Source organism: Aquabacterium sp. (genome assembly GCF_021768455.1).
Classification (GTDB): Bacteria; Pseudomonadota; Gammaproteobacteria; order Burkholderiales; family Burkholderiaceae_C; genus Aquabacterium.
Genome location: NZ_JAIZVX010000028.1, coordinates 1 through 26,120, shown reverse-complemented (window position 1 = coordinate 26,120; position 26,120 = coordinate 1). Strand labels below are relative to the sequence as shown.

Below are 26,120 nucleotides of genomic sequence, written 5' to 3'. Positions count from 1 at the left end.
CGTGTGGGTGCGTACACAATAGGCTCATGCACAACCGGCAGGTCGCTCCCATCAGCCCCACGTCTCAGGCCACGAGCCTGAGGGCGCGCGCCCGCCGGGCTGCCATGGCGCTGCTGGTGGCGTTCACCGGTCTGGGCGCCGGCAGCGTGCTCACAGGCTGCGACAACAGCCCCCATCCCGAAGGCTCTGCCCGCAGCAACACGCTCTACACCGCCTTCAATGCGCGCTCGCCCCGCTACCTTGACCCCACCTCGTCTTACAGCAGCAACGAGACGCCTTACACCTATCAGGTCTACGAGCCGCTTTACGGCTACCACTACCTGAAGCGTCCCTACACCCTGGTGCCCAAGACGGCGACCGAGGTGGTGAACCCCCGCTATCTGGGCAAGGACGGGCAGCCGCTTCCCGACACAGCTCCGGCCGACCAGATCGCCGAGAGCGTCTACGACATCCACATCAAGCCCGGCATCCTGTACGCGCCGCACCCTGCATTCGCCAAGGATGCCAGCGGCGCCTACCTCTACCACCGCCTCACCGCCGCCGACGTAGGCAGCAAGCGCAGCCCCTTCGATTTCGCCCAGCAGGGCACTCGCGAACTCGTGGCGGAAGACTATGTCTACGCCCTCAAACGCCACGCCACCCCGCGCACGGCGGCGCCGGTGTTCGGCACCTTCTCCGAGTACGTGGTGGGTCTGGCCGACTACGGCAAGCTGATCCGCGCTGAAGACAAGAAGCTTCGCGCCAGTCTGCCTGCCAGTGCCCGCGACAAACCCTTCCTCGACTTCCGCCGCTGGCCGCTGGCTGGTGCCCAGGCGCTCGACGCCCACACCCTGCGCATCCGCATCATCGGCAAGTACCCGCAGTGGAAGTACTGGATGGCCATGACCTTCCTGGCACCCGTGCCCTGGGAGGCCGATGCCTTCTACAGCCAGCCGGGCATGGCAGGCAATGGGCTGTCGCTCAACCGCTGGCCTGTGGGCACAGGCCCTTACATGATGACCGAGTACGTGCAGGACCGCCGCCACGTGCTGAAGCGCAACCCGCATTACCGTGGGGAGCCCTACCCCTGCGAAGGCACGCCGCAAGACAAGGCCGAAGGCCGCCTGGCCGACTGTGGCAAGAAGACGCCTTTCATCGACACCATCGTCTTCAACATCGAGAAGGAGGCCGTGCCGCAGGACGCCAAATTCCGCCAGGGCTACCTCGATGTGCCGGAGTTCGATCAGATGTCCTACGGCAACGCTTACAAGATCCAGATGGAAGACTCGCCCGATTTCGAGCGTGACTTCACCGAGAAGGGCGTGGTGCTGAGCCGCACGGTCGACCTCTCCAGCTCCTACATGGGTTTCAACTGGCTGGACCCGGTGGTGGGGCGTGGCGACACGCCTGCCCAGCAGCAGCGCAACCGCAAGTTGCGTCAGGCCTTGTCGATTGCCATCGATTGGGACGAGTACAACCGCATCTTCCCGAAGGCCGCTGGCGAAGTGGCCCAAGGCCCCTTGCCAGGTGGTGTGTTTGGCTCGCGCCACGGCACGCAGCAGGGCCTCAACCCGGTCACCCACCGATGGGTGAATGGCCTGGCCGTGCGCCGTCCGATCGACGACGCCAGGAAGCTGCTGGCCGAAGCCGGCTACCCCGATGGGCGCGATGCGCAATCCGGCAAGCCCCTGGTGCTGAACTACGACTACGGCGCCGCCGCCACGCCCGACTCCAAGGCCTCGCTGGACTGGATGAGCAAGCAGTTCGCCAAGCTGGGCATCCAGCTGGAAATCCGTGCGACCGACTACAACCAGTTTCAGGACAAGGTCCGCCGCGGCAAGCACCAGATCTTCACCTGGGGCTGGCTGGCCGATTACCCCGATGCCGAGAACTTCCTCTTCCTGCTGTATGGCCCGGGCGCGAAGTCGGTGCACGACGGCGAGAACGCTGCCAATTACCAGAACCCCGAATACGACCGCCTGTATGCCCGCTTGCGCCTGATGGACGACGGCCCTGCCAAGCAGGCCGTCATCGACCAGATGGTGCGCATCCTCCAGGAAGACGCGCCCTGGTCCTTTGGCTACTTCCCTTACGCATCTGGCGCCTACCACCGCTGGGTGCACAACGGCAAACCCAGCATCATGGTGCGCGACCAGGCCCAGTATTACAGGCTCGATACCGTCGACCGCGCCGCCAGCCTGCGCCAGTGGAACCATCCGGTCTACTGGCCGGTGGCCGCACTCATTGCCCTGATCGGCTTCATGGGCTGGTGGGCGGTGCGCGTGTTCAAGGCCCGCGAGCAGCAAACCGCCTTGCCGGTGGCGGCAGGCGCCAGCAGAGGAGGGCGCTGAGGTGCTGAACTACATCCTGCGCCGCCTGGGTTACGGCGTGCTCATCCTGATCGGGGTGAACCTGATCACCTTTGTGCTGTTCTTCACTGTCAACACGCCAGACGACATGGCCCGCCTCAACATCGGCGGCAAGCGCGTCACACCCGAACAGATCGAGAAGTGGAAGGTCGAGCGGGGCTACGACAAACCGCTGCTGCTCAACCATGAGGCCCAAGGCAGTGCCAAGCTGACGGACACCGTGTTCTGGGACCGCTCGGTATCGCTCTTCCTGTTTGATTTTGGCCGGGCCGACAACGACAGCGCCGGTGACATCGGCTACCAGATCAAGCAGCGCATGGGTGTGAGCCTGCAGCTCACCGTGCCCATCTTTGTGCTGGGCCTGTTGGCCAGCGTGGTCTTCGCGCTGTGGCTGGTCATGTTCCGCGGCACGCCCATCGACTTCTGGGGCGTGGTGCTGTGCGTGGTGATGATGTCCATCTCCAGCCTGTTCTACATCATCGTCGGCCAGTACCTGTTCTCGCGCCTGGCCAAGCTGGCACCCATCTCGGGCTATGCCGCCGGGCTGGATGCCATCCGCTTCCTGGTGCTGCCCATTGGCCTGATGCTGGTGGCCAGCCTGGCCGGACAGGCTCGCTTCTACCGCACCCTCTTCCTGGAGGAGGCGGGCAAGGATTACGTGCGCACCGCCCGCGCCAAGGGTTTGAGCGAAGGCCGTGTGCTGACCCGCCACGTGCTGCGCAACGCCATGCTGCCCATCATCACCAGCGCTGGCGGCACCTTGCCCTACCTTTTCATGGGCGGCCTGGTCACCGAAAGCTTCTTCGGCATCCCTGGCCTGGGCGCCTACACCATCGAGGCCATCGGAAGCCAGGACTTCGCCATCGTGCGCACCATGGTCTTCCTGGGTTCGGTGCTCTACATCCTGTCGAACATCCTGATCGACGTGGCCTACACCTGGGCCGATCCGCGCGTGCGGATGCAGTGAGGGGAAGCGATGTCCTTCAAACCCGTGCTGCTCTGGACCGATGTGGTCATCTGGCTGATGCTGGTGGGCCTGTGCCTGTATGTGCTCAAGGTGCGACGTGACGCCTCGTTGCGCGCGACCTGGGCCAAGGTGTTCGCCACGCCGGCGGCCATGGCCTCGGCCGTGGTGCTGGGCCTCATGCTCGTGCTGACCCTGGCCGATTGCCTGCATTTCCGCCGTGCCTTGCCTGCGGTGGCCGATGGTGCGGTGGCCTTCGACACCCGCACCGAGTCCGTGCTGGATGTGGCGTTGTCCAAACTGATCACCACCCGCGAGAACAGCTATTCGCGCCCCCTGGCCACACATGGCTTCGTGAAGGAAACCGTGCCTCGCAAGGCGGGTGAAAAGCCTGCGCTGGACGCCAATGGCGCGCCGATTCCACCGCCACGCGCCTTCCCCCGCCTTCGGCATGGCGGTGCCGGCCTGACCGATCCCGACGCCGACTGGGGGCGTGACGTGGCCGAACGCCTCATGTGGGGCAGCCTGGGGGGCGGTGCGGTGGCCTTGCTGGCCTGGTTGCTGCTGCGCCGCCGTTTGGGTGGCGCGCAGGGCGAGGCATGGCACGCCGCCTGGGTCACGGTGACCATCGTGGCGGTGCTGGCAGGCTGGGCTGTGGCCTTGAGCTGGGCCCAGGGCTACCACGTGCTGGGCACCGACCGCACTGGCAACGATGTGCTCTACATGGCGCTCAAGAGTGTGCGCACCGCCTTCGTGATCGGCTCGCTGGCCACCATCGCCACATTGCCCTTTGCCCTGGCCTTTGGCATTGCCGCCGGTTATTTCAAGGGCTGGGTTGACGACGTCATCCAGTACGTCTACACCGTGCTCTCTTCGGTGCCCAACATCCTGTTGATCGCGGCTTGTGTGCTGATGGTGCAGGTCTTCCTCGATCAGCACCCCGAGCTGTTCGAAACCGGTCTGGAGCGCGCCGACCTCAAGATCTTCCTCCTTTGCGTCATCCTGGGCCTGACAGGCTGGGCCGGCCTGTGCCGCCTGCTGCGGGCCGAAACACTCAAGCTGCGCGAGCTGGAATACGTGCAGGCGGCCACCGCCTTCGGCGTGGGCCCCTGGCGCATCATGCGTCGTCACATCCTGCCCAACCTCATGCACCTGGTGCTCATCACCACGGTGCTCGAGTTCTCCAGCCTCATCCTGTATGAGGCGGTGTTGTCTTACGTCGGTGTGGGCGTCGACCCGTCGATGCACAGCTTCGGCGGCCTGATCAACCAGGCCAGGGTCGAGATGTCGCGTGACCCGCTGGTGTGGTGGTCGTTTGCCGCCGCCTTCGTCTTCATGGTGGCCATCGTGCTGGCCGCCAACCTCTTTGCCGATGCGGTGCGCGACGCCTTCGACCCGCGTGCCCGCGTGGCCCGCCCCGTGAAGCTGGCCCGTGCTGGCGCCACCCGCTGATCCCCGGAGCCCAGCCGATGTTGCAACTCGACGACCTCCAGGTGGTGCTCGATGCCGATGCAGGCCTGGTTCGTGCCCTGGATGGCCTGAGCCTGACCCTCCAGCGTGGCGAGACTTTCGCCCTGGTGGGCGAGTCCGGCTGTGGCAAGAGCATGACGGCCCTGGCGCTGATGCGACTGCTGCCGGACAACGGCCGCGTTCAGCGCGGGCGCATTTCGCTGAGCACGGCCGTGCCCGATGCGAAGCCCACCGAACTGCTGGCCTTGCCCGAGGTGGCGATGCGCCGCGTGCGCGGTGGCCGCGTGGGCATCATCTTCCAGGAGCCGTCGACCAGCCTGAATCCGGTGATGCGGGTGGGCGAGCAGATCGTCGAGGCGATCGAAGCCCACACCGTTTTGCGTGGGGCCAGTGCGCGCAAGAAGGCCATCGACTGGCTGCGCCGGGTGGGCATCCCTGAGCCAGAGCAGCGCATCGACAGCTACCCCTTCGAGATGAGCGGGGGGCAGAAGCAGCGCGTCATGATCGCCATGACCCTGGCTGCCGAGCCCGATTACCTGATCGCCGATGAGCCCACCACGGCGCTCGACGTCACCATCCAGAAGCAGGTGCTCGATCTGTTGAAGGCGTTGCAGCGAGAGCGCCAGGTTGGCCTGCTGCTGATCACGCACGACCTGGCCGTGGTGGCCGACATGGCCCAGCGGGTGGCGTTGATGTATGCCGGGCAGATCGTCGAAGAGGCGCCTGCCGCCCTGTTTTTCAGCCAACCGCGCCACCCTTACGCGCGACTCCTGCTGCAGGCCTTGCCCGATGCCGAGCGGCGCGGCCAGCCCCTGGTGGCGATTGCGGGCAGCGTGCCGCCCTTGTGGCAGCGTTTCGAGGGCTGCCGTTTTGCACCGCGGTGCGAATTCGCGCAGGCCCGCTGTGCCGCCGAGGTCCCGCGCTTGCAGAACCATGGGACAGGCGAAGGCCTGAGCCGCGTCCGCTGCTGGTTCCCGCTGGATGTGGCGCTCAGGACCGCTGCCGTCGTGTCCTCGCAGCCAGCCAGCATCGGGGCTCCGCCTTCGGCGCGTGCTGACGCCGCCCCGGTGCTGGACGTGCGCGAACTCGGTGTGCGCTTCCGATCCGGCGGCGGCCTGTTCCGCCGGGTGCACGAGGTCGAAGCGGTTGCCGGTGTGTCCTTCAAGGTCTTCCCGGGACAGACCTTGGCCCTGGTCGGTGAGTCCGGTTGCGGCAAGACCACCACGGGACGTGCCATCGTGCAATTGCTGCGTGGGCAGGCCGGTGTGGCGGTGTCCGGGCAGGCCTGGTTGCGCGAAGCCGCCACCAGTGTGGCGCAGGCAGAGGGGGCATCTTCAGTGACCTTGCCCGTGTCGCCAGCCACGCACGACCTCTTTGCCATGAGCGCGGAGGCCTTGCTGCACGCACGTCGCGCGGTGCAGATGGTCTTTCAGGATCCTTTCGCTTCGCTCAACCCGCGCATGCGTGTCGCCGACATCCTGCAAGAAGGCCTGCTGACCCTGCGCCTCGACCTGTCTGCCGCCGAGCGCCTGCGCACGGTGAGGGACCTGCTGGAGCGCGTGGGCCTGCGCACCGATGCCCTGGATCGCTTTCCGCACGAGTTCTCGGGTGGGCAGCGCCAGCGCCTGGCCATTGCGCGGGCCCTGGCGGTGTCGCCGCGGGTGCTGGTCTGTGACGAGCCCACGTCGGCGCTGGACGTGTCGGTTCAGGCGCAGATCCTGAACCTGCTGCGCGAACTGCAAGCCCAGCTGGGTCTGGGGCTGCTCTTCATCACGCACAACATGGGCGTCGTGTCCTACCTGGCCGACCAGGTGGCGGTCATGCGCCAGGGGCGCATCGTCGAGCAGGGGCCGGCCGCCGAGGTGCTCGGCCAACCTCAGGATACCTACACCCGCACGCTGCTGGCGGCGGTGCCCCGTCGTCCTTTCTGACCGACCAAGGCCACCTGGGAGCGCCTTGCCCATGCGGTGAAAGCGTGTGGGAATCCACATCGCCAGTGCCTGCGCAAAAAGGCATAGTTCGCGCCAGTGTCTCAATCCTCGCCCGCTGGCGGAGCTGTACCCATGACCCAAACCCCGTTCTACCGATCCCTGTACGTTCAGGTGCTCGCAGCCATCGCCATCGGCGTGGCCCTGGGCCACTTTGCACCCGAGGTGGGTGCGTCCATGAAACCGCTCGGCGATGGTTTCATCCGTTTGATCAAGATGATCATCGCCCCGATCATCTTCTGCACGGTTGTACTTGGCATCGCCGGCATGGACGACATGAAGAAGGTCGGCAAGACCGGTGGCCTGGCTCTCCTGTACTTTGAGATCGTCAGCACCCTCGCCCTGATCATTGGCCTGGTGGTCGTGAACGTGCTCAAGCCCGGTGAGGGCATGCACGTCGATCCGACCTCGCTGGACACCAAGGCCCTCTCGGCCTATGTGGGGCCGAACAAGATGGCGAGCACGACCGATTTCCTGCTCAACATCATCCCCACAAGCGTGGTCGATGCCTTCGCCAAGGGTGACATCCTGCAGGTGCTGCTGTTCTCCATCCTCTTCGGTTTTGCCCTGCAGCGCTTTGGCGGTCGCCAGAACGTGGTCTTCAACTTCATTGACCGCCTCTCGCATGTGCTGTTTGCCATCGTGGGCATCGTCATGAAGGTGGCGCCCATCGGTGCCTTCGGTGCCATGGCCTTCACCATCGGCAAGTACGGCGTCGGCACCCTGGTGTCGCTGGCCCACCTGATGTTCGCCTTCTACCTGACTTGCGCGGTCTTCGTGCTGGGCGTGCTGGGCGTGATCGCCAAGCTGCACGGGTTCAGCGTGCTGCGCTTCATCCGTTTCATCAAGGAAGAGCTCCTGGTGGTGCTGGGCACCTCGTCGAGCGAAAGCGTGTTGCCTCGCATGATGCACAAGCTGGAGCATGCTGGCGCGCACAAGTCGGTGGTGGGCCTGGTGATCCCCACGGGTTACTCCTTCAACCTCGATGGCACCTCGATCTACCTGACCATGGCGGCCGTGTTCATCGCCCAGGCGACCGACACCCCCATGACCCTGGTGCAGCAGCTCACCCTGCTGGCCGTTCTGCTGCTGACCTCGAAGGGTGCGGCCGGCGTGACCGGTTCGGGCTTCATCGTGCTGGCCGCGACGCTGAGCGCCGTGGGCGGTGTGCCGGTGGCCGGTCTGGCCCTGATCCTGGGCATCGACCGCTTCATGAGCGAGGCCCGCGCCCTGACCAACCTGGTGGGCAACGGTGTGGCCACCCTCGTGGTCGCCAAGTGGTGCAAGCAACTGGACGGCCAGCGCCTCGACGATGTGCTGGCCGGCCGTGTGGCCCCTCCCGCACAGTTCGAGCCTTCGCTGGACCAGGCCATCGCCGAAGCGGTGCCAGCCTCCGCCGCGCCGACCCAGGCCAGCCGCGCCTGAACGTCAGGCCGGGCAGGGTAGGGGGCGATCAGATCCCCATCTTGCCCAGGGTGTCCAGCACGTCTCTGAGCGTGTTGGCCAGATAAGGATGGTCCGCTGCGAAGCGGGCTTCAATGGCCTGGGCCTGCGTGCTCAGGCTTTTTTCTGCGTCGTCCGCATCGCCCGTGCTGCTCACAGGCTGGCGCAGGGCCTGCTGGATGTCCTGGTCCAGGCTGTGCAACAGCTGCCGCAGTTCCGGATCGACCGGCTGGCCGCTGTCGAGTTCACCTTTGAGCTTGTTGAGCAGGGTCTTGAGTTCCGTGGCGTCCATGAGGGGCTCCGAGGTGGTGACCGTTCCATTGTGCCCATCCCACGCTCGCCTGACCATGCGCAGCGGTCCGGATGTCCCTCCCACGCGCCGAAGTGCACGCCAAACTGAAAACCCTCTGACCATGGTCAAGCCGCCAGGGCTGTCGGGTGCAAGGCGCCGCCGCCCACCGTGCCCCGGTGTCGCGCATAGACCTCGCGCACCCAGGTCAGTGCCGGGCGCCCCAGCCAGGGCCGCATCGCGCTGGCCATGCCTTCACGGTAGCTGGCCGCACTGTAGACGGGGTGTTCGTCCGGACAGGCGATCGGCGCCAGCAGGGATGCGGCCGTGATGTCGGCCACGGTGAAGCGACCGCCCACGAGGTTGGGGCCTTGTTGGGCAATGCGCTCTTCCAGCCAGTCCATCGCCTCGTTGATGCGTTGCTGTGCCAGGGCCGTGCGCTGTGCGTGAATCTGGAGCTTCTGCCTGAAGCCCCAGCGGATCAGCGGGTAGCCCACCCGCACCACCAGCGCTTGCAAGGGGCTGGCATGGGCGGTCCAGAGGTCGCGGATCTGGGCGTCCGCGTGTCCGAAGCCCCCCGCATACAGGGCCCGCGCAACGTCCTTGCCGATGGCATCGAAGCGGCGCTCGACTGCACGGACCTCGGTCGCCAGGTCGGCGGGCAGCAAGGCAAAAGTCGTCTGGGTCCTGGCCAGCCAGTCGACGATGCGCGGGCTGTCCTGAATCGCTTCCTTCGGAGTCTTCAGGATGGGCAGGGTGGTCTGACCCCGTCGCCCCATGGCCAGGGCCGGTGCCATGTGGAAGACGGGCGTCATGCAGACTTCAGTGAAGGCGATGTGGCTCGCGTCCAGCGTCCAGCGGATTTTCTCGCTGTAGTGCGACATCGCGAAGGTGTAGAGCGTCAGCGGTGCGGACTGGGCGTGCTTCATGGGGCGGCGGCGATGAAGGTGTGAGGATCAGGCCGCCATGAGGCGGTAGCCCTGGCGCGGGAAGTGAACGTGCAGGGCGCCACAGCGCTCGCTCAGCACCAGCAGGCTCACGCGTTCGCCATCGATGCCGACCAGTTCACCGCGCACGCTGGTGCCGTGGCCCAGCAACTCGGGCGTCACGCACACCATCTGGCCCAGTTCGAGGCCGCTTGCGTCAGGCAGTTGGCTTTCGTACGTCAGAGGGCGGGGCCGCGACTCGGCGGCGATCGCCATGGCAGCCTCGGGGGTGCTGTCCGCGCGCTGGCCGTGGCCCATGCCCTGCATGCGGCCGAACCAGGTTGAGAGCGCAGGGAAGGGCGTGAGGTCGAAGCGCCCCTGGACGGCAAACCACACCGTGGCGTAGAGGTTGAAGTCGCCAGGGCCTGGGTGCTTGCCGTTCACGAAGGGGCTTGGGGCTTGCAGGCCGGCCTCGACCCACCCCAGATGGCGCCTCAGTTCCTGCTCGGCCAATGGCACGGCGGCCTTCAGTGCCTCGCGCTCCAGCGGTGCGCCCCGCAGGGCGGCACGGTCGGCCAGCAGCGCATCCGGCAGGTGGTCGGCGTTGCGGCCAAAGGTGTAGGCCACCGCCTTGGCAAAGAGGTGGACGTCCACCCAATGTTCGATCACGGCGCCGAAGTGCCCCTGTGCGGCCGCCGCCGAAGGCGCAGGGTGCAGTCGCTCGATTTCTGCGCAGATCAGGCGGGTGTCGCAGAAGATGTCGGCACCACGCTGAAGCACCGGCACCTTGCGGTAGCCCCCCGTCAGCGCCGTCAGGTCGGGCTTGGGCGCAATGCGGGGCACCGTCACCGATTGCCAGGCGATGCCCTTGTGGCCCATCAGGGTGCGGACCTTCTCGGCGTAGGGGGACTCTTTGTAATGGTGCAGGATCAGGTCGGACATGGTGGGCGCAATGCGAAAGATGGCCGCATTGTGGCGAGCGCGGTGCCCGCCTAGAATGGCCAATTCAGCCATCTTTGATGCCCATATGGACACCGTGTCGCCCCTTCCACCGTCGTCCCGACCTGTGCATCAGGTGGCTGTCTGCCTGTGTCGTCAGCACAGCCTGGCCAGCATCGGTTTGGTGCTCGATACCTTCCGCATGGCCAACCAGGTGCCCGGCGGTCACCGCTTTCAACTCCACAAAGTGAGCGAAGACGGGCAGCCAGTTGGTCACCCCGATGGCCTGCTCAACGTGGATGCGGGCGTCGAGCGCCTGGCCGGCGTCGACCTCGTGGTGATCCCCTCGCTGTGGACGGAAGGCGAGCAGGGCGTCGCCGAGAACCCCGCCATGGTGGCCGCGCTGGCGGGCCTGCCGGAGCGAGTGCGTGTGGCCACGCTGTGCACGGGAGCCTACTTGCTGGCAGCGTCAGGGCGCCTCGACCATCGTCCAGCCACCACCCACTGGATGCTGGCCGAAGGCTTTGCCGCCCGCTTTCCCCTTGTGGACACGCGTGCAGAGGCCAGCCTCACCGTCTCGGATGGCCTGATCTGTTCGGGTGGATCGCTGGCGGGCGTCGACGCGTGCCTGCACGCCATCGGCGAACTGGCGGGGCCGGAGACGGCGCAGAAGGTGTCGCAGTTGCTGGTGACCGACCTGCGGCGAGGGCCCCAATCGCTTTACACCCCGCCTGTGGGCTGGCGACGGCACGCCGACCAGGAGGTGCGCAAGGTGCAGCAACTGGTCGAACGCGACCACGCTCAGGCCCTGACCCTTCCGGCCCTGGCGCAGGGGGTGCACATGAGCGTTCGGACGCTGCAGCGGCGCTTCATGGCGGCCACGGGCGTCACGCCCATCCACTACCAGCAGCAGATCCGCATCGAGCGAGCGAAGGCCTTGCTGGCCGGTGGCAGCCTGCCTGTGCCCGACGTGGCGGAGCAGGTGGGCTACCAGGATCGTGTGGCCTTTGGCCGCCTGTTCAAGAAGCTGGCCGGGATGACCCCGGCAGCCTATCGGCAGAAGCACCAGGCCGGCCGTTGAGGCCTTGACCTGATGCGCTGCGTGCTTTCCCCGGGGCTCAGCCCAGGTCGGCCACACCACCCATGACGCGGCTGAAGCCTGCGTCCACGTAGGTGATTTCGGCGGTTACGCCGCCAGCCAGATCGGAGAGCATGAAGGCGGCCACATTGCCCACGTCTTCGATGGTGACGTTGCGGCGCAGCGGGGCGTTCTCTTCCACCACGCTCAGGATCTTGCCGAAGCCCTTGATGCCCGAAGCCGCCAGGGTCTTGATCGGGCCCGCCGAGATGCCGTTGACACGGATGCCCTTGGGGCCGAGGCTGGCCGCCGTGTAGCGCACCGAGGCTTCCAGCGAAGCCTTGGCCAGGCCCATCGTGTTGTAAGCCGGCACGATGCGCTCCGAACCCAGGTAGCTCAGCGTCAGCAGGGCGGCGTTGGGGTTCAGGTAGGGCAGGGCGGCCTTGGCCATGGCCGGGAAGCTGTAGCTCGAGATGTCGTGCGCGACGCGGAAGGCTTCGCGCGAGAGGCCTTCCAGGAAGTCGCCGGCGATGGCTTCACGCGGGGCGAAACCGATCGAGTGCACAAAACCGTCGAAGGTCGGCCATGTTTTGGCCAGATCGGCGAACATGGCGGCGATCTGTTCGTCGCTGCTCACATCGCAATCAAAGATGAGTTCGGAGTCAAACTCCTTGGCGAACTCGGTGATGCGGTCCTTGAAACGCTCGCCCACGTAGCTGAACGCCAGTTCAGCGCCTTCACGCCTGGCGGCCTTGGCGATGCCATAGGCGATGGAACGGTTGGACAGCAGTCCGGTGATCAGCAGGCGCTTGCCGGCAAGAAAGCCCATGAGGTCTCCTAGAAAAGTCGGGGGTGAACAGGCGCCCACCCATCTGGCGAGGGCGGATTTTGGCATGAGCAAGGGCCAAAAGCAGGAATTTCAGGCGCGAGCCTTGCTGAGTTGCTTTCCTCAGGCTAAAATGCGGGATTGGCTGCTAGGTTCATTGGCTTGCCCCGCCGTTGCGGGATGACCGGCCCCCTGATCCGATGCAGCGCTGTCTCGTGTAAGTTCACGAATGGGCGGATCTTTCCAGCCCATTTTTTTTGCTCGACTGTTTTTCACACTGGATGACCTGGCTCAAGATTGTTGACACCACCGTGACCGGCCTGGGTTACGAACTTGTGGACTGCGAACGCGGTGCCACAGGTCTGCTGCGCGTCTACATTGACCGCCTGCCTGATCAGGCCTATGACCTTCCGGGCGACCTGGTCACCGTCGACGATTGCGAAAAAGTCACCCGTCAGCTGCAATATGCGCTGGAAACGGTCGATGCCGATTACAGCCGCCTGGAAGTCTCCTCCCCCGGGGTGGACCGTCCGCTCAAGACGCCCGAGCATTTCGCGCGGTTCGTGGGCGAAGAGGTCGCCATCTCCTTGAAGGTGCCTTTCCAGGGGCGCAAGCATTACAGCGGCGTGTTGATCGCGTCGCAGGATGGCGAGCCCGCCGACATCGAAGCAGGCCGCGCATGGGGCCTGGTGCTCAAGTCGGAGGCTTCCGCCAAGCCGCTGTCCAAAACAGCTGCCAAGAAATTGGCCAAGGCCCAGGCCGAGGGCACTGCCCCGGCCGAAGAAGCCGATCAGGTTTTAGGTTTCACGCTCGATGAAATTCGCGAGGCCCGCTTGGTGCCGGAAGTGAGTTTCAAAGGGCGTAGCCGTCGGGCGGCAACCCCGGCGGCCGGTGACGTTGCCGTAGATGAGGCGCAAGAACTCGGAGGTCAGAAGAAATGAATCGTGAATTGCTGATGTTGGTGGACGCCATCTCCCGTGAGAAGAGCGTGGACCGTGATGTGGTGTTCGGTGCCGTCGAATCGGCGCTGGCCTCGGCCACCAAGAAGCTCTATCAGGGCGAGGTCGACATCCGTGTCGCCATCGACCGTGAAACCGGCGTGTACGAAACCTTCCGTCGCTGGCACGTGGTGCCGAGCGAGGCCGGTCTGCAGCTGCCTGACGCTGAAATCCTGCTGTTCGAAGCACAAGAGCAGATCGCCGACATCGAAGTCGACGACTACATCGAAGAGTCCATCGAATCCGTGCCCATCGGCCGCATCGGTGCCCAGGCCGCCAAGCAGGTCATCCTGCAAAAGATCCGTGATGCCGAGCGCGAACAGCTGCTCAACGACTTCCTCTCCCGTGGCGAGAAGATTTTCGTGGGCACCGTCAAGCGTCTGGACAAGGGCGACATCATCGTCGAGTCGGGTCGCGTCGAAGGTCGCCTCAAGCGCACCGAGATGATCCCGAAGGAAAACCTGCGCTCTGGCGACCGCGTCCGTGCCTACATGCTGGGTGTCGACACGCTGGCCCGTGGCCCGCAGATCATGCTGTCGCGCTCGTCGCCTGACTTCATGATCGAGCTGTTCCGCCAGGAAGTGCCCGAGATCGAACAAGGCCTGCTCGAGATCAAGAGCTGCGCCCGTGACGCCGGTTCGCGCGCCAAGATCGCCGTGCTGTCGCACGACAAGCGCGTCGACCCGATCGGCACCTGCGTCGGTGTGCGCGGTTCCCGCGTGACCGCCGTGACCAACGAACTGGCTGGCGAGCGCGTGGACATCGTGCTGTGGTCGGAAGACCCCGCGCAGTTCGTGATCGGTGCCTTGGCACCCGCCAACGTGCAGTCCATTTTCGTGGACGAAGAAAAGCACGGCATGGACGTGGTGGTGGATGAGGAAAACCTCGCCATCGCCATCGGCCGTGGTGGTCAGAACGTCCGCTTGGCGGCCGAGCTGACCGGCTGGCGCATCAACATCATGTCGGCTGAAGAGTCGGCACAGAAGCAGGCTGTCGAAACGGACTCCATCCGCAAGATCTTCGTCGACAAGCTCGACGTGGACGCGGAAGTCGCCGACATCCTGATCGCAGAAGGTTTCTCCAGCCTCGAAGAAGTGGCCTACGTGCCGCTGGCCGAAATGCTGGAGATCGAATCGTTTGACGAAGACACGGTCAATGAGCTGCGCACCCGCGCGAAAGACGCTTTGCTGACCATGGAAATCGCCAAGGAAGAAGAAGTCGAGACTTTGTCGGAGAATCTCAAGGGTCTGGAAGGTCTGACCCCCGAGCTGATCGCGAAGCTGGCCGAAGCCGGCATCCACACCCGTGACGACCTGGCCGATCTGGCCGTCGACGAACTGACCGACATCACGGCTGTGTCCGAAGAGCAAGCCCGTGCCTTGATCCTCAAGGCGCGTGAACACTGGTTCGCCTGATCGCTCCCGGCTCCTCCCTCTCTCGACTCATTTAAGCAAGCTCATCGCAAGGATCAACACAATGGCCGTGACCACCGTCGCACAATTCGCCGCGGAGCTCAATCGCCCGGCTGCGACACTGCTGGAGCAGTTGCAGTCTGCAGGCGTACCCAAAGCTGCGCCCGAAGACGTGCTCACGGAAGCCGACAAGGAGCGCCTGCTGGACCACCTGCGCAGCGCCCACGGCTCCGCAGGCGCCGATCGCAAGAAAATCACCCTGACCCGCAAGTCGACCACCGAGATCAAGCAAGCCGATGCCTCCGGCAAGGCCCGCACGATCCAGGTGGAAGTGCGCAAGAAGCGCACCTTCGTCAAGCGCGATGAGGTCGGTGGCGATGACGCGGCCCAGTCGGCCCAGGAAGAGGCCGAACTGGCCCGTCGCGAAGAGGAGGCCAACGCCCAGGCCGAGGCCCTGCGTCAGCAGGAAGCCCAGCTGGCCGAAGCCCGCCGTGTGCGCGAAGAGCAGGAACGCCGCGAGAAGGAAGAAGCCGAAGCCCGCGCCGCCGCGGCCGCCGAGCAGGCTGCCCGCGAGATCGCCGAGCGTGAAGCTGCTGCCGCTGCAGGCAAGTCGGGTGCAAAGGCCGCCGACAACAAGGCTGCCGAGCAGGAAGCCGAGCGCGCCGCCGCCGCGGCACGCCGTGCTGCCGCGCTTGAAGCCGGTCGCGCCGAAGCCGCCGCCCTGACCGCTGCTGCCCAGCGCAGCTCGCGAGCAGGTCAGGCCAAGGTCGCTGCCGAGAAGGCCGCCGCCGAAGAAGCAAGCAAGCAGGCCGTTGCCGCCAAGGCGGAAGCCACCGCGACCGCCGCTGCCGCACCGGTGGCTGCCGCTGCGCCGGCTCCGGCACCCGCTCCGGTCGAAGCACCGAAGGCCGCCGTGCGCGTGGTCAAGGCTGCCGACATCGAAGCCGAAGAAAAGCAGAAGGCTGCCGACCTGGCCGCGCGCCGCAAGGCCGCCGAGGCCGAAGCGGCTGCCATCCGCGCCATGATGAACGCGCCCAAGAAGGTGCTGACGGCCAAGAAGCCGGAAGAGCCGCCGAAGCCTGCCGAAGGCATCAAGGGCACGATCCACAAGCCGAAGGCCGCGCCTGGCGCCGCCCCGGCCGCTGGTGCAGCCAAGCCTGGCGACAAGAAGTCGGTCAAGTCCGAGAAGCTGTCGTCCAGCTGGGCTGGTGACGAGAAGAAGCGCGGCGCGCCCGCTGCGGCCAAGGGTCGCGGCGATGCCGGCAACGCACGCGGTGGCTGGAAGGCCCCGGGTGGTGGTCGTGGTGGTCGCCGTGGCGAGCGCAACGAGACCGCTTCGAACTTCGTCGCACCGACCGAACCGCAAATCATCGAGGTTCACATCCCCGAGACGATTTCCGTGTCCGACCTCGCCCACAAGATGTCGGTGAAGGCCACGGAAGTCATCAAGCAGATGATGAAGCTCGGCCAGATGGTCACCATCAACCAGCAACTGGACCAGGAAACCGCCATGATCGTGGTGGAAGAAATGGGCCACAAGGCGTTCGCCGCCAAGCTGGACGACCCGGATGCCTTCCTGGAAGAAGAACACGAAGACCAGGCCGCCGAGGCCCTGCCGCGCGCACCGGTGGTGACCGTCATGGGTCACGTCGACCACGGCAAGACCTCGCTGCTGGACTACATCCGCACCTCGCGTGTGGCAGCTGGCGAAGCTGGCGGCATCACGCAGCACATCGGCGCCTACCACGTGGACACGCCTCGCGGCATGATCACCTTCCTGGACACCCCGGGTCACGAGGCCTTCACGGCCATGCGTGCCCGTGGTGCCAAGGCGACCGACATCGTCATCCTGGTGGTGGCGGCGGACGACGGCGTCATGCCCCAGACCAAGGAAGCCATCCACCATGCCAAGGCGGCCGGTGTGCCCATCGTTGTGGCGATCAACAAGATCGACAAACAGGGTGCCAGCACCGAGCGCGTGACGCAGGAACTGGTCGGCGAGCAGGTCGTGCCGGAAGCTTACGGTGGTGATTCGCCGTTCGTGCCGGTGTCGGCCAAGACGGGCCAGGGCATCGACGAACTGCTGGAGCAGGTGCTGTTGCAGGCCGAAGTGCTGGAACTCAAGGCGCCTGTGGTCTCCATGGCCAAGGGTCTGGTGATCGAAGCCAAGCTGGACAAGGGCCGCGGCCCTGTGGCCACCGTGCTGGTGCAGTCGGGCACGCTCAAGCGTGGTGACGTGGTGCTGGCCGGGGCGTCCTATGGCCGTGTTCGCGCCATGTTGGACGAGAACGGCAAGCCCGCGACCGAAGCCGGTCCGTCGATCCCGGTGGAAATCCAGGGTCTGGCCGAAGTGCCCGCAGCCGGTGACGAGTTCATGGTGCTGTCGGACGAACGCCGTGCCCGCGAAATCGCGACCTTCCGTCAAGGCAAGTACCGCAACGTCAAGCTGGCCAAGCTGCAAGCCGCCAAGCTGGAGAACATGTTCGAGAACCTGGGTTCGGGCGCAGACGTCCAGACCCTGGGCCTGATCATCAAGGCCGACGTGCAAGGCTCGCAAGAAGCCCTGGCCACGTCGCTGCTCAAGCTGTCGACCAGCGAAGTTCGCGTGCAGATCGTGCATGCCGCTGTGGGTGGCATCTCCGAGTCGGACGTCAACCTGGCAATCGCCTCGAAGGCCGTCATCATCGGCTTCAACACGCGTGCCGATTCCGGCGCCCGCAAGCTGGCTGAGCACAATGGTGTCGACCTGCGTTACTACAACATCATCTATGACGCTGTGGACGAGGTGAAGGCTGCCATGTCCGGCATGCTGGCTCCCGAGCAGCGCGAAGAGGTCATCGGTTCTGCCGAGATCCGCCAGGTGTTCATCGCCTCGAAGATCGGCACGATCGCGGGTTGTATGGTCACCAACGGCGTGGTGCGTCGCTCCGCCCGTCTGCGCCTGCTGCGCGAGAACGTCGTCATCTACACCGGCGAACTCGAAGGCCTCAAGCGCTTCAAGGACGATGCCAAGGAAGTGCGCGAAGGTTTCGAGTGCGGCCTCAACATCAAGGGCTACAACGACATCAAGGAAGGCGACATCCTCGAGTTCTTCGAAATCAAGGAAGTGGCCCGCACGCTGTAAAGCACCGCACAGGTCGCTCTCCCTCCCAACCCCGCCTGAGCCCAGGCGGGGTTTGTGCTTGAAGAGCAGGCCTTTCGGAAGCGTCGATATTCACCATGCGCCATAAACGTTCCACCCCCAACCGCAGCAACCGCGTCAACGACCAGATCCAGCGGGATGTGGCCGAGTTGATCCGCGACCTGAAAGACCCGCGGATTGGCATGGTCACGATCACCCATGTCGAGGTGACGCCGGACTACGCTCACGCCAAGGTCTTTTTCTCGCTGCTGATCGGCAAGCCGGAAGACACCGAAGCGGCCTTGAACGAGGCCGCGGGTTACCTGCGCAATGGCCTGTTCAAGCGCTTGATGATCCACACGGTGCCGACCCTGCACTTCCATTTCGACCGCACGACCGAGCGGGCGCTGGAACTCAGCGCCATCATCACCCGTGCCGTGGCCGACAAGGCCAAGGACGCCGAGCCGGACGCTGCGGAGTTGGCCAAGGCAGCGAAGGCGGCCGAAGCCGATGCCGACGTGGATGCCGAAGACGACGAGGGCAAGCAGCCGTGAACCGTCCGATGGGTCAGCGTCCGCCGCGGCAACCTCGCCGCCAGCTGCACGGGGTCATCCTGCTGGACAAGCCTCTGGGCCTCTCCAGCAACGACGCCTTGCAGAAGGTTCGCCGTCTGTTGCGCGCTGAAAAGGCCGGCCACACCGGCACGCTGGACCCACTGGCCTCCGGCCTGTTGCCGCTGTGCTTCGGCGCGGCGACGAAGTTTTCCCAGGTCTCCCTGGACGCCGACAAGCGCTACACGGCCACGCTCAAACTGGGTCAGACGACGACCACGGGCGACGCCGAAGGCGAGGTGCTGGAAACCCGTCCGGTGACGCCCGAGCAGGTCAATGAGGCCAGCGTGCGCGCGGCCTGTGCGGCCTTTGTGGGGCCGATCGAGCAGGTGCCGCCGATGTACTCGGCGCTCAAGCACAACGGCCGGGCCTTGTACGAGTACGCCCGTGAGGGCATCGAGATCGAGCGCGCGGCACGCCATGTGACGCTTCACGCCATTGACATCCTGCGTTGGCAGGATGATGTGCTGGAGATCGATGTGCTCTGCAGCAAAGGTACCTACATCCGCACCCTGGCGCAAGACATCGGCGCTCACCTTGGCTGTGGCGCGCACCTGATCGGCCTTCGCCGCACTGGCAGCGGGGGGGTGACTTTGCAAGGTGCCGTGACCCTGGAACAATTGATCGCCCAGAGCGAAGCCGAGCGCGACCAGCATGTGCTGCCCGCCGACGTGCTGCTGAGCGACTGGCCTGAGGTGCTCCTGACGGAGTCCGAGGCCGCCCGTTTCCTGACCGGCCTGCGCCGGCGAACCCATCTGGCCGATGCACCGCAAGTGCGTGTGTACGGTCCTGTGCCTGCGTCGGCGCCGGACCTTGGCGGCCGAAGCACCGGACGTGTCCTGCTGGGCTCTGCCCACGTCAAGGCCGGTGAGTTGATCCCGACGCGTTTGCTCAGCCCTGCAGAAGTGCAAGGATTGCTGACGCAGACAACTGGTGTCTTGTTGGCGGCGCAGCCTGTGCCCAGCCCGGAAGCACGCCAGAGTGACCCAGTTCTTTGATTTCAGACCAGTGAGCTTCCAATGAGCACTCCTATTCGCAACATTGCGATCATCGCCCACGTTGACCATGGCAAGACGACCATGGTGGACCAACTGCTGCGCCAGTCCGGCACCTTCGCCGACCACGAAAAGGTCGTCGACACCGTGATGGACAACAACGCCATCGAACGTGAACGCGGCATCACCATCCTGGCCAAGAACTGCGCCGTGAGCTGGGAAGGCACGCACATCAACATCGTCGACACCCCGGGCCACGCGGACTTCGGCGGCGAAGTGGAACGTGCCCTGTCGATGGTCGACGGCGTGGTGCTGCTGATCGACGCGCAAGAAGGCCCGATGCCCCAGACGCGTTTCGTGACCAAGAAGGCCCTGGCCCTCGGTCTGAAGCCCATCGTGGTGGTGAACAAGGTGGACAAGCCGGGCGCCAAGCCGGATGCCGTCGTGAATGCAGCGTTCGACCTGTTCGACAAGCTGGGTGCCACCGACGAGCAGCTGGACTTCCCCGTGGTGTACGCCTCGGGCATCAACGGCTGGACCTCGCTGGAAGAAGGCGCACCCGGTGAGAAGTGGGGCAACGACATGTCCGCCCTGTTCAACACCGTGCTGAAGCACGTGCCGGCACAGAAGGGTGACCCTTCTGCTCCCCTGCAACTGCAGATCTCGGCGCTGGATTTCTCGACCTTCGTGGGCCGCATCGGCGTGGGCCGCATCAGCCAGGGCACGGCCAAGCCGGGCCAGGACGTGGTCGTGATGGAAGGCCCAGAGGGCAAGCCCATCAAGGGTCGCATCAACCAGGTGCTGACCTTCCAGGGCCTGGACCGCGTGCAAGTGACCGAAGCCGGTCCGGGCAACATCGTGCTGATCAACGGCATCGAAGACGTGAACATCGGCGTGACCGTGACGGATCCGGCCAACCCGGCGCCGCTGCCCATGCTGAAGGTGGACGAGCCCACGCTGACCATGAACTTCTGCGTGAACAACTCGCCTTTGGCCGGTCGTGAAGGCAAGTACGTGACCAGCCGCCAGATCTGGGACCGCCTGCAGAAGGAACTGCAGCACAACGTGGCCCTGCGCGTGAAGGAAACCGACGAAGACGGCATCTTCGAGGTGTGTGGCCGTGGCGAACTCCACCTGACCATCCTGCTGGAAAACATGCGCCGTGAAGGCTATGAGCTGGCTGTGTCCAAGCCCCGCGTGATGTTCAAGGACATCGACGGCGTGAAGTGCGAGCCGATGGAGCTGGTCACCGCCGACGTGGAAGAAATCCACCAGGGTGGCGTGATGCAGGCCCTGGGTCTGCGCAAGGGCGAGATGATCAACATGGAGCCGGACGGCCATGGTCGCGTTCGCCTGGAATACCGCATCCCGGCCCGCGGCCTGATCGGCTTCAGCAACGAGTTCATGAACCTGACCCGTGGTTCTGGCCTGATTTCGTCGATCTTCGACGGCTATGAAGCCCACAAGGGCGACATCGGCGGCCGCAAGAATGGCGTGCTGATCTCCATGGACGACGGTGAAATCTTCACCTACGCCCTGGGCAAGCTGGACGACCGCGGCCGCATGTTCGTGAAGCCGAACGACCCGGTCTACGAAGGCATGATCGTGGGCATCCACAGCCGTGACAACGACCTGGTTGTGAACGCCACGCGCACCAAGCAGCTGACCAACTTCCGCGTGTCGGGCAAGGAAGACGCGATCAAGATCACGCCTCCGATCGACCTGACCCTGGAATACGGTGTGGACTTTATCGACGACGACGAACTGGTCGAAATCACGCCGAAGTCGATCCGCGTCCGCAAGCGCCACCTGAAGGAACATGACCGCAAGCGTGCTTCGCGCGAGGCATGATCCAGCAGTGGCCAAGTTGAGCCGCTGAGTCAGCCAAGGGCTGCGTCTTTCGAGGCGCGGCCCTTTTTTCATGGTGCCATCGCTGCGGCCCCGCGGCGTGGCGAGGACAGGAGACAAAATGGACAGTGTGATCCTGACGGAGGTGGTCGGGGGATTGGGCGTGTTGACGCTGAACCGGCCGAAGGCGCTGAATGCCTTGACCCTGGAGATGGTGCGCGAGTTGCACACCGTGCTGCTGGGATGGGCGGGTGATCCCGCTGTGCACGGCGTGCTGCTGCGGGGCTCGGCACGGCCGGTCACGGAGGGCAAGCACAGCGCCACGCATTTCTGTGCGGGCGGTGACATCCGCTTCATGCACGATGCGGCATTGGCCGGTGACCTGAGCCTGGACGATTTCTTCACCGAAGAGTACGCGCTGGACCACCTGATCCATGTCTACCCCAAGCCGGTGGTGGCCTGGATCGAAGGGGTCTGCATGGGGGGCGGCATGGGCCTGGCGCAGGGGGCGCGCCTGCGCGTGGTGACCGAATCGGTGCGCATGGCCATGCCCGAGACCCGCATCGGCCTGTTCCCGGACGTGGCTGGCGGGTACTTCCTGTCGCGCTGCGCGGGTTCGGTGGGCGAGTACCTGGGCATCGTGGGGCCACACTTGCACCTGACGGATGCCCTGACGCTGGGTTTGGCCGATGCGCACGCGCAAGCCGCCAGCCTGGGGGCCTTGATCGACGCTTTCCGGTGCAGCCCTGCGCACGATGGCGAGACCCTGATGGCGCGGATGCAGGCCCATGTGGCGGCGAATGCGTTGCTCAGCGTACCTGAGGCAACGGTGACCAGCCAACTGGACGCCATCCAGCGCCACTTCAGTTTGCACAGCCTCACCGAGATCGAGGACTCATTGCGGGCCGACGACAGCGACTGGGCGCGGAGCACGCTCCAGCAGATGGCCGGGCACTCGCCGCTGATGATGGCGGTGACGCTGGAGCAGGTCCGCCGGGCGAGGTCCATGCCGCTGGCCGAGGTGTTCCGCATGGAGCGCACGATGGTGCGTCACTGTTTTGGCCTGCGCAAAGGTGCCGAAAGCGAAACGGTGGAGGGGGTGCGCGCCCTGGTGGTCGACAAGGACCATGCGCCACGCTGGCGGCCCGCACGGATTGCCGATGTGAGCGCAGCCGAGGTGGAGGCGTTTTTCGAGGCGGTGTGGCCGGTGCGGGCGCACCCTTTACGGGGGCTGACGGACCGCTGACGATCACGGAAGAGTGGAAAGGTGCCTCAGGCCATGACCGCGAGCGCGGCGACAGGCGAAGCCCCTTTGTCCCAGGCGGCCAGCGCTTGGGGGGGCAGGGTGATGTTCTGAACCGTGAGCCTGCAGGCTCGCCCGTCGTGCGTCAGCGTCAGTGCGCGGGGCTCGGGGCCAAAGCCCACGACCACCGTGGAGGGCGCCATGCCCAGTCCCACGCCCAGGGCCTTGAGGCAGGCTTCCTTGCGTGTCCATGCGTGGAGGAAGGCACGCGCCCGATCGACAGCGGGAAGGGCTTGCCAGGCCATCCATTCGGTGTCGGCCATGATGTGCCGGCTGACGTGCTCGTCGTCCATGGCGCGCCCGGGGCATTCGAGGTCCACCCCCAGGGGGCGCGTCGATCCGACCGCGATCAGGGCGAGGTCGTCGCTGTGGGCCATGTTGAAGTGCAGGGGGTTTGGCACGGCGAGGCCGGGCTTGCCGTCGGGGCCGTGCTGCCAAACCAGGTTGGCGGCGCCGACTCCTGTTTCGGCGGACAGCACCTGCCTCAGGGCCACGTGGCTGGCGAGATGGCGACGCGCATGCTCGGGGAAGCGGAAACGGGTGGCGCGCTCACGTTCGGCGTCGTCGAGGCAAGCCAGTGCAGCGGGCTTGGGCAAGGCCGAGAGGTCTGCGAGATAGAGTCGGACCGTTGGCCATTCTGTGCTGGTCCACCTGCGGATGCAGGGGGCATCGGGGAACTCGGTGGTGGACACGCCCTCTATCATCCTCGGATTGTGCATGGCATGGAGTGACCAGGTGATGAAGACGTGGCGAGACGAGGTGGTTGGATGAACCCGGTGTTGTCGGTGTGGCTGGACCTGTGTCGGGTGCTGGCGGCCGTGTTCGTGTTTCTGGGGCATGCGGTGGGCCTGGAGGTGGCGCCCTCGGTCATGAGCAAAGTGTGGCACCGCAGTGCAGACGATGCGGTGACCGTGTTCTTCGTCATTTCAGGCCTCGTCATCGCGTACGCCACCGCTCGCTCCCATGGCACCTGGCGTGATTACGCGCTGGCCCGCATGTCGCGGGTTTACTCGGTTGCCCTGCTTGCGGTGGTCTTTGCCTATGTGGTGGACAAGGTCGGCATGCAGATCCGGGTGGAGGAGTACGCGCCTGAATGGCAGTATCCGCGCCCATGGTTGTTCATGCCATTCCACTGGGCTTTCCTGGGCGAAACCTGGGCTGGATCGATTCAGCCGTTTTCAGCCGCGCCTTACTGGTCTCTGTCTTACGAGGTCTGGTACTACGTGCTCTTCGGTTGCCTGACTTACGGCCGGGGATGGTGGAAGTGGCCGTTGGTGGCCATGGTCTGCGCCATCATGGGGCCTCGCATCTGGTTGCTGATGCCGATCTGGTGGCTGGGCGTCGGCCTGTGTCGATTTTTGCCCAGGTGGGACGTGTCGGTCTGGACAGGGCGAACCATGATGGTGATGGCCGTGTTGGCCTATGTCGCGTTCATGGTTTCGGGTGTGCGAGACCGTGTGGACGCGGCATCTCAGGATTGGTACGCCTGGTTCAACACTTTTCTGCCCAGACCGTTTGAGCGTGGCGCCACGGTGCATGCCTTGTCCGACTATGTGGTGGCCGTGATGTTTGCGGTGTTTGTGCTGGGTTGTGCACGCAGCGGGCTGGCTTTCTCTCAGCGCAGGGAGCGCCTCGTCAAGTGGCTCGCGTCCTACACCTTCACGTTCTACCTGGTGCATTTCACCCTGTTGACGTTCTGCCTGGCCCTGGGGCAACGAACTGTCGGCTGGGGCACATTCGCCGTGATCACCGCGGTGATCATCCTGATCAGCTGGGCGGTGGCCCAGGTCGGCGAGCAGCGGCGCGGGGTGTACCGGCGCTGGTTCGATGCCGTGCTGCCCGGCGGTCGCAAGGCTTAACGCAGCAGAGATGGCAGCACGCGGTGCTGCATCCAGTCCATCACCATGTGGCTGAAGGCCGTTTGCGAAGTGCGCTGGGTCAACAGGTGGTCGCATCGGTCGAGGTGCCGAAACGCCACCTGTCTTGCGAACGGCCACCCACGGAACATCTGCCGGAACTGGCCCGGGTGGTTGAACCACTCGGGTTGAAATGCGTAGGCAAACAGCAGCTCCACGCCCTGGTCGACCAAGGTCTGAATGCGCTTGGCGAACTGCTCTTTGGGCGGCACGCTCGAGGGCACAGCGGAAGGGGGCTTGGGCCGCGGCGCACTGGCCTGGCGTCCAAGGAGCCGCCCGATCATGGCCTCGGTGCGTCCGATCGACTTGCGCAACAGGCCCAGCGCACCGGCTCGCTGCATGCGGTAGGCGATGGTGTGCAGCCGCGACAGCAGGGTCGGGTAGGCATAGAGGTCCCACAGCAGGGCGGCACGCATGCGCGGGTCCTCCAGGGCAACCAGATGGGCCACCTCGGCGCCAGAGCAAAAGCCGATCATCGCGAAGCGGGGGCAGTGGAAGTGCCGCTCGGCCAGGTCCATGACGGCGCGGGTGTCGGCCACCCACTGATCCATGACCGGACGGGGGCTGCTGTGCCGCAGGCTGTCTCCGAGCCCGCTCAGATCGAAACGGATGCTCGGGATGCCCATGTCGGCGAACTGGCGTGCGAGGTGCACGTTCATGCGGTGGGGGCCGGTTCGCGGGATGACGCCGGAGTTGGTCAGGATCACCACGCAGGGCGGCGGGGGCGAGCCGGCGGGCAGCTCGGTGAGGGTGGCCACCAGGTGGCGCTCGTCGCCCAGGATCAGGGTGCGCTCTTGCATGGGCTCAGGGCAGGGTGGAGAGGAGGACGCGGGGCATCTCGGGTGGCACGATGGCCGTACCCATGGCCTGGCTGGAGAGCCAGTTGGTGCGTTCGGCGATAGGCTGGGCTGTCAGGCCCGGTTGGCGCAGGGCGTCCAGCATCGGCAGGTGCTCCGCCTGCGCGGCGCAGGTGATCGCGAGGCCGCTTTGCAGGGCGGTGCGCAGCAGGGTTTCAAAAGGGTCGAGGGTGATCAGGTCGTTCGCCAGCTGGGCGCCGATCTGGAAGCCCAGGATGTCGCCTGGCAGCTGGGGCTCGGTCACCAGTCCCTTGGCGAGGAGCTTCTCCCAGGGGTAGGCGAGTTCGCGGCGGAGTTCATCTCGGTGGCCGGCCTTGAGGGCTTCGATGTAGTCGCGGCCTTGCCAGATGGGCTCCCAGGGCACAAGGTGGGCCGGAGGCTGGGAGGCGCGCAGAGCGGCTCGCAGCATGATGTTGGCACCGAGGCCCATGCCGAACCAGTGCACGTTGGGGACGCCTTCCTGGCGCAGGCACTCATGGGCGGCCAGGGTGTCGTCGACCCAGCCTTCCAGGGATTGCTGCCCTTCTTCGCCCGGTGCATTGCCGGTGCCGTGGAAGTCGAAACGCAGGACGATGCAGCCTGCCCGTGCAAGCCGCTCTGAGAGGACGCGGTAGACCGCAGCGGTGCGAACGGCTTCCTGGCCCATGGGGCGGACCAGCAGCCATGCGGCACGGCGCGCCATGCCTTCTGGCGGGTGCTGGAGCACACCCACCTGGGGCCGCTGTGCGCGGCCAAATGCTCGGATGTCGATGTTCATGACGTGGCGCGGTCAGCGACCGCGGTCGCTG

At 65.4% G+C, this 26,120-nt stretch carries 20 protein-coding genes and 1 pseudogene; 14 read left to right on the top strand and 7 right to left on the bottom strand.

Annotated features, from left to right (window positions below; genetic code table 11):
* The first annotated feature begins 26 nt into the window (after nucleotides 1-26).
* The 5 genes from QZ994_RS05920 (at nucleotide 27) to QZ994_RS05900 (ending at nucleotide 8,195) form a co-directional block, all read left to right on the top strand.
* Nucleotides 27-2,330: an ABC transporter substrate-binding protein gene (locus QZ994_RS05920; RefSeq protein WP_290869583.1), complete on the top strand. Its 2,304-nt coding sequence runs from the start codon at nucleotides 27-29 to the stop codon at nucleotides 2,328-2,330.
* 1 nt (nucleotide 2,331) lies between these two features.
* Nucleotides 2,332-3,315: an ABC transporter permease gene (locus tag QZ994_RS05915; RefSeq protein ID WP_290869580.1), complete on the top strand. Its 984-nt coding sequence runs from the start codon at nucleotides 2,332-2,334 to the stop codon at nucleotides 3,313-3,315.
* 9 nt (nucleotides 3,316-3,324) lie between these two features.
* Complete coding sequence (locus QZ994_RS05910) at nucleotides 3,325-4,764, top strand: ABC transporter permease (protein ID WP_290869577.1); 1,440 nt, start codon at nucleotides 3,325-3,327, stop codon at nucleotides 4,762-4,764.
* A 17-nt stretch (nucleotides 4,765-4,781) separates the two neighbouring features.
* A complete protein-coding gene (locus tag QZ994_RS05905) occupies nucleotides 4,782-6,713 on the top strand; it encodes an ABC transporter ATP-binding protein (RefSeq protein ID WP_290869574.1) in 1,932 nt (643 codons plus the stop codon).
* A 132-nt stretch (nucleotides 6,714-6,845) separates the two neighbouring features.
* Entirely contained in the window at nucleotides 6,846-8,195 is a 1,350-nt protein-coding gene (locus tag QZ994_RS05900) for a dicarboxylate/amino acid:cation symporter (protein WP_290869571.1), read from the top strand.
* Between the two features lie 28 nt (nucleotides 8,196-8,223).
* Here QZ994_RS05900 and QZ994_RS05895 read toward each other — a convergent pair whose 3' ends face one another.
* From QZ994_RS05895 to QZ994_RS05885, 3 genes are all read right to left on the bottom strand, one after another.
* The gene (locus QZ994_RS05895; RefSeq protein ID WP_290869569.1) at nucleotides 8,224-8,505 is read right to left on the bottom strand and encodes a DUF4404 family protein; all 282 of its coding nucleotides are present in this window, start codon (nucleotides 8,503-8,505) and stop codon (nucleotides 8,224-8,226) included.
* 125 nt (nucleotides 8,506-8,630) lie between these two features.
* Nucleotides 8,631-9,431: a glutathione S-transferase gene (locus QZ994_RS05890; protein ID WP_290869566.1), complete on the bottom strand. Its 801-nt coding sequence runs from the start codon at nucleotides 9,429-9,431 to the stop codon at nucleotides 8,631-8,633.
* 27 nt (nucleotides 9,432-9,458) lie between these two features.
* Nucleotides 9,459-10,370: a glutathione S-transferase family protein gene (locus tag QZ994_RS05885; protein WP_290869564.1), complete on the bottom strand. Its 912-nt coding sequence runs from the start codon at nucleotides 10,368-10,370 to the stop codon at nucleotides 9,459-9,461.
* A 181-nt stretch (nucleotides 10,371-10,551) separates the two neighbouring features.
* Here QZ994_RS05885 and QZ994_RS05880 point away from each other — a divergent pair, with 181 nt between their 5' ends.
* Complete coding sequence (locus tag QZ994_RS05880) at nucleotides 10,552-11,448, top strand: GlxA family transcriptional regulator (protein ID WP_290869562.1); 897 nt, start codon at nucleotides 10,552-10,554, stop codon at nucleotides 11,446-11,448.
* A gap of 37 nt (nucleotides 11,449-11,485) precedes the next feature.
* On the opposite strand, the gene fabI is transcribed toward QZ994_RS05880, so the two are convergent.
* Nucleotides 11,486-12,274 (bottom strand): enoyl-ACP reductase FabI, encoded by a 789-nt coding sequence (gene fabI, locus QZ994_RS05875; RefSeq protein ID WP_290869560.1) that lies wholly within the window; start codon nucleotides 12,272-12,274, stop codon nucleotides 11,486-11,488.
* 278 nt (nucleotides 12,275-12,552) lie between these two features.
* Here fabI and QZ994_RS05870 point away from each other — a divergent pair, with 278 nt between their 5' ends.
* The 7 genes and pseudogenes from QZ994_RS05870 to QZ994_RS05840 all read left to right on the top strand — a co-directional run bounded on the left by QZ994_RS05870 (nucleotide 12,553) and on the right by QZ994_RS05840 (nucleotide 22,502).
* Nucleotides 12,553-13,212: a ribosome maturation factor RimP gene (locus QZ994_RS05870; protein WP_290869558.1), complete on the top strand. Its 660-nt coding sequence runs from the start codon at nucleotides 12,553-12,555 to the stop codon at nucleotides 13,210-13,212.
* Nucleotides 13,209-14,684 (top strand): transcription termination factor NusA, encoded by a 1,476-nt coding sequence (gene nusA / locus QZ994_RS05865; RefSeq protein ID WP_290869555.1) that lies wholly within the window; start codon nucleotides 13,209-13,211, stop codon nucleotides 14,682-14,684. The genes QZ994_RS05870 and nusA overlap by 4 nt, the downstream gene beginning before the upstream one ends.
* A gap of 61 nt (nucleotides 14,685-14,745) precedes the next feature.
* Nucleotides 14,746-17,805: a translation initiation factor IF-2 gene (infB, locus tag QZ994_RS05860; RefSeq protein WP_290869552.1), complete on the top strand. Its 3,060-nt coding sequence runs from the start codon at nucleotides 14,746-14,748 to the stop codon at nucleotides 17,803-17,805.
* Between the two features lie 95 nt (nucleotides 17,806-17,900).
* Nucleotides 17,901-18,260 (top strand): annotated as a pseudogene (gene rbfA, locus QZ994_RS05855) (30S ribosome-binding factor RbfA); the annotation flags it as partial.
* Between the two features lie 104 nt (nucleotides 18,261-18,364).
* The gene (gene truB, locus QZ994_RS05850; protein ID WP_290869606.1) at nucleotides 18,365-19,411 is read left to right on the top strand and encodes a tRNA pseudouridine(55) synthase TruB; all 1,047 of its coding nucleotides are present in this window, start codon (nucleotides 18,365-18,367) and stop codon (nucleotides 19,409-19,411) included.
* Between the two features lie 21 nt (nucleotides 19,412-19,432).
* A complete protein-coding gene (typA, locus tag QZ994_RS05845) occupies nucleotides 19,433-21,259 on the top strand; it encodes a translational GTPase TypA (protein ID WP_290869549.1) in 1,827 nt (608 codons plus the stop codon).
* 118 nt (nucleotides 21,260-21,377) lie between these two features.
* The gene (locus QZ994_RS05840; protein ID WP_290869546.1) at nucleotides 21,378-22,502 is read left to right on the top strand and encodes an enoyl-CoA hydratase/isomerase family protein; all 1,125 of its coding nucleotides are present in this window, start codon (nucleotides 21,378-21,380) and stop codon (nucleotides 22,500-22,502) included.
* Between the two features lie 26 nt (nucleotides 22,503-22,528).
* Here the strand turns inward: QZ994_RS05840 and QZ994_RS05835 are convergent, their stop codons facing one another.
* Nucleotides 22,529-23,251, bottom strand: a complete 723-nt coding sequence (locus QZ994_RS05835) for a 4'-phosphopantetheinyl transferase superfamily protein (RefSeq protein WP_290869543.1) — start codon at nucleotides 23,249-23,251, stop codon at nucleotides 22,529-22,531.
* 75 nt (nucleotides 23,252-23,326) lie between these two features.
* On the opposite strand from QZ994_RS05835, the gene QZ994_RS05830 reads away from it, so the two are divergent.
* Entirely contained in the window at nucleotides 23,327-24,418 is a 1,092-nt protein-coding gene (locus tag QZ994_RS05830; protein WP_290869540.1) for an acyltransferase family protein, read from the top strand.
* Here QZ994_RS05830 and QZ994_RS05825 read toward each other — a convergent pair.
* Both QZ994_RS05825 and QZ994_RS05820 read right to left on the bottom strand, forming a co-directional pair.
* Complete coding sequence (locus tag QZ994_RS05825) at nucleotides 24,415-25,275, bottom strand: hypothetical protein (protein WP_290869537.1); 861 nt, start codon at nucleotides 25,273-25,275, stop codon at nucleotides 24,415-24,417. The genes QZ994_RS05830 and QZ994_RS05825 overlap by 4 nt on opposite strands.
* 4 nt (nucleotides 25,276-25,279) lie before the next feature.
* Nucleotides 25,280-26,089 (bottom strand): alpha/beta hydrolase, encoded by an 810-nt coding sequence (locus QZ994_RS05820; RefSeq protein ID WP_290869534.1) that lies wholly within the window; start codon nucleotides 26,087-26,089, stop codon nucleotides 25,280-25,282.
* Nucleotides 26,090-26,120 lie beyond the last annotated feature (31 nt).

Excerpts from the sequence above, each read along its gene's own strand:
- infB (WP_290869552.1), top strand. The coding sequence starts at position 14,746 with ATGGCCGTGACCACCGTCGCACAATTCGCCGCGGAGCTCAATCGCCCG.
- QZ994_RS05820 (WP_290869534.1), bottom strand. The coding sequence starts at position 26,089 with ATGAACATCGACATCCGAGCATTTGGCCGCGCACAGCGGCCCCAGGTG.
- QZ994_RS05830 (WP_290869540.1), top strand. The coding sequence starts at position 23,327 with ATGAACCCGGTGTTGTCGGTGTGGCTGGACCTGTGTCGGGTGCTGGCG.
- truB (WP_290869606.1), top strand. The coding sequence starts at position 18,365 with ATGGGTCAGCGTCCGCCGCGGCAACCTCGCCGCCAGCTGCACGGGGTC.
- QZ994_RS05920 (WP_290869583.1), top strand. The coding sequence starts at position 27 with ATGCACAACCGGCAGGTCGCTCCCATCAGCCCCACGTCTCAGGCCACG.
- QZ994_RS05825 (WP_290869537.1), bottom strand. The coding sequence starts at position 25,275 with ATGCAAGAGCGCACCCTGATCCTGGGCGACGAGCGCCACCTGGTGGCC.
- QZ994_RS05885 (WP_290869564.1), bottom strand. The coding sequence starts at position 10,370 with ATGTCCGACCTGATCCTGCACCATTACAAAGAGTCCCCCTACGCCGAG.
- QZ994_RS05905 (WP_290869574.1), top strand. The coding sequence starts at position 4,782 with ATGTTGCAACTCGACGACCTCCAGGTGGTGCTCGATGCCGATGCAGGC.
- QZ994_RS05840 (WP_290869546.1), top strand. The coding sequence starts at position 21,378 with ATGGACAGTGTGATCCTGACGGAGGTGGTCGGGGGATTGGGCGTGTTG.
- QZ994_RS05910 (WP_290869577.1), top strand. The coding sequence starts at position 3,325 with ATGTCCTTCAAACCCGTGCTGCTCTGGACCGATGTGGTCATCTGGCTG.
- QZ994_RS05895 (WP_290869569.1), bottom strand. The coding sequence starts at position 8,505 with ATGGACGCCACGGAACTCAAGACCCTGCTCAACAAGCTCAAAGGTGAA.
- QZ994_RS05870 (WP_290869558.1), top strand. The coding sequence starts at position 12,553 with ATGACCTGGCTCAAGATTGTTGACACCACCGTGACCGGCCTGGGTTAC.
- QZ994_RS05900 (WP_290869571.1), top strand. The coding sequence starts at position 6,846 with ATGACCCAAACCCCGTTCTACCGATCCCTGTACGTTCAGGTGCTCGCA.
- QZ994_RS05890 (WP_290869566.1), bottom strand. The coding sequence starts at position 9,431 with ATGAAGCACGCCCAGTCCGCACCGCTGACGCTCTACACCTTCGCGATG.
- typA (WP_290869549.1), top strand. The coding sequence starts at position 19,433 with ATGAGCACTCCTATTCGCAACATTGCGATCATCGCCCACGTTGACCAT.
- fabI (WP_290869560.1), bottom strand. The coding sequence starts at position 12,274 with ATGGGCTTTCTTGCCGGCAAGCGCCTGCTGATCACCGGACTGCTGTCC.
- nusA (WP_290869555.1), top strand. The coding sequence starts at position 13,209 with ATGAATCGTGAATTGCTGATGTTGGTGGACGCCATCTCCCGTGAGAAG.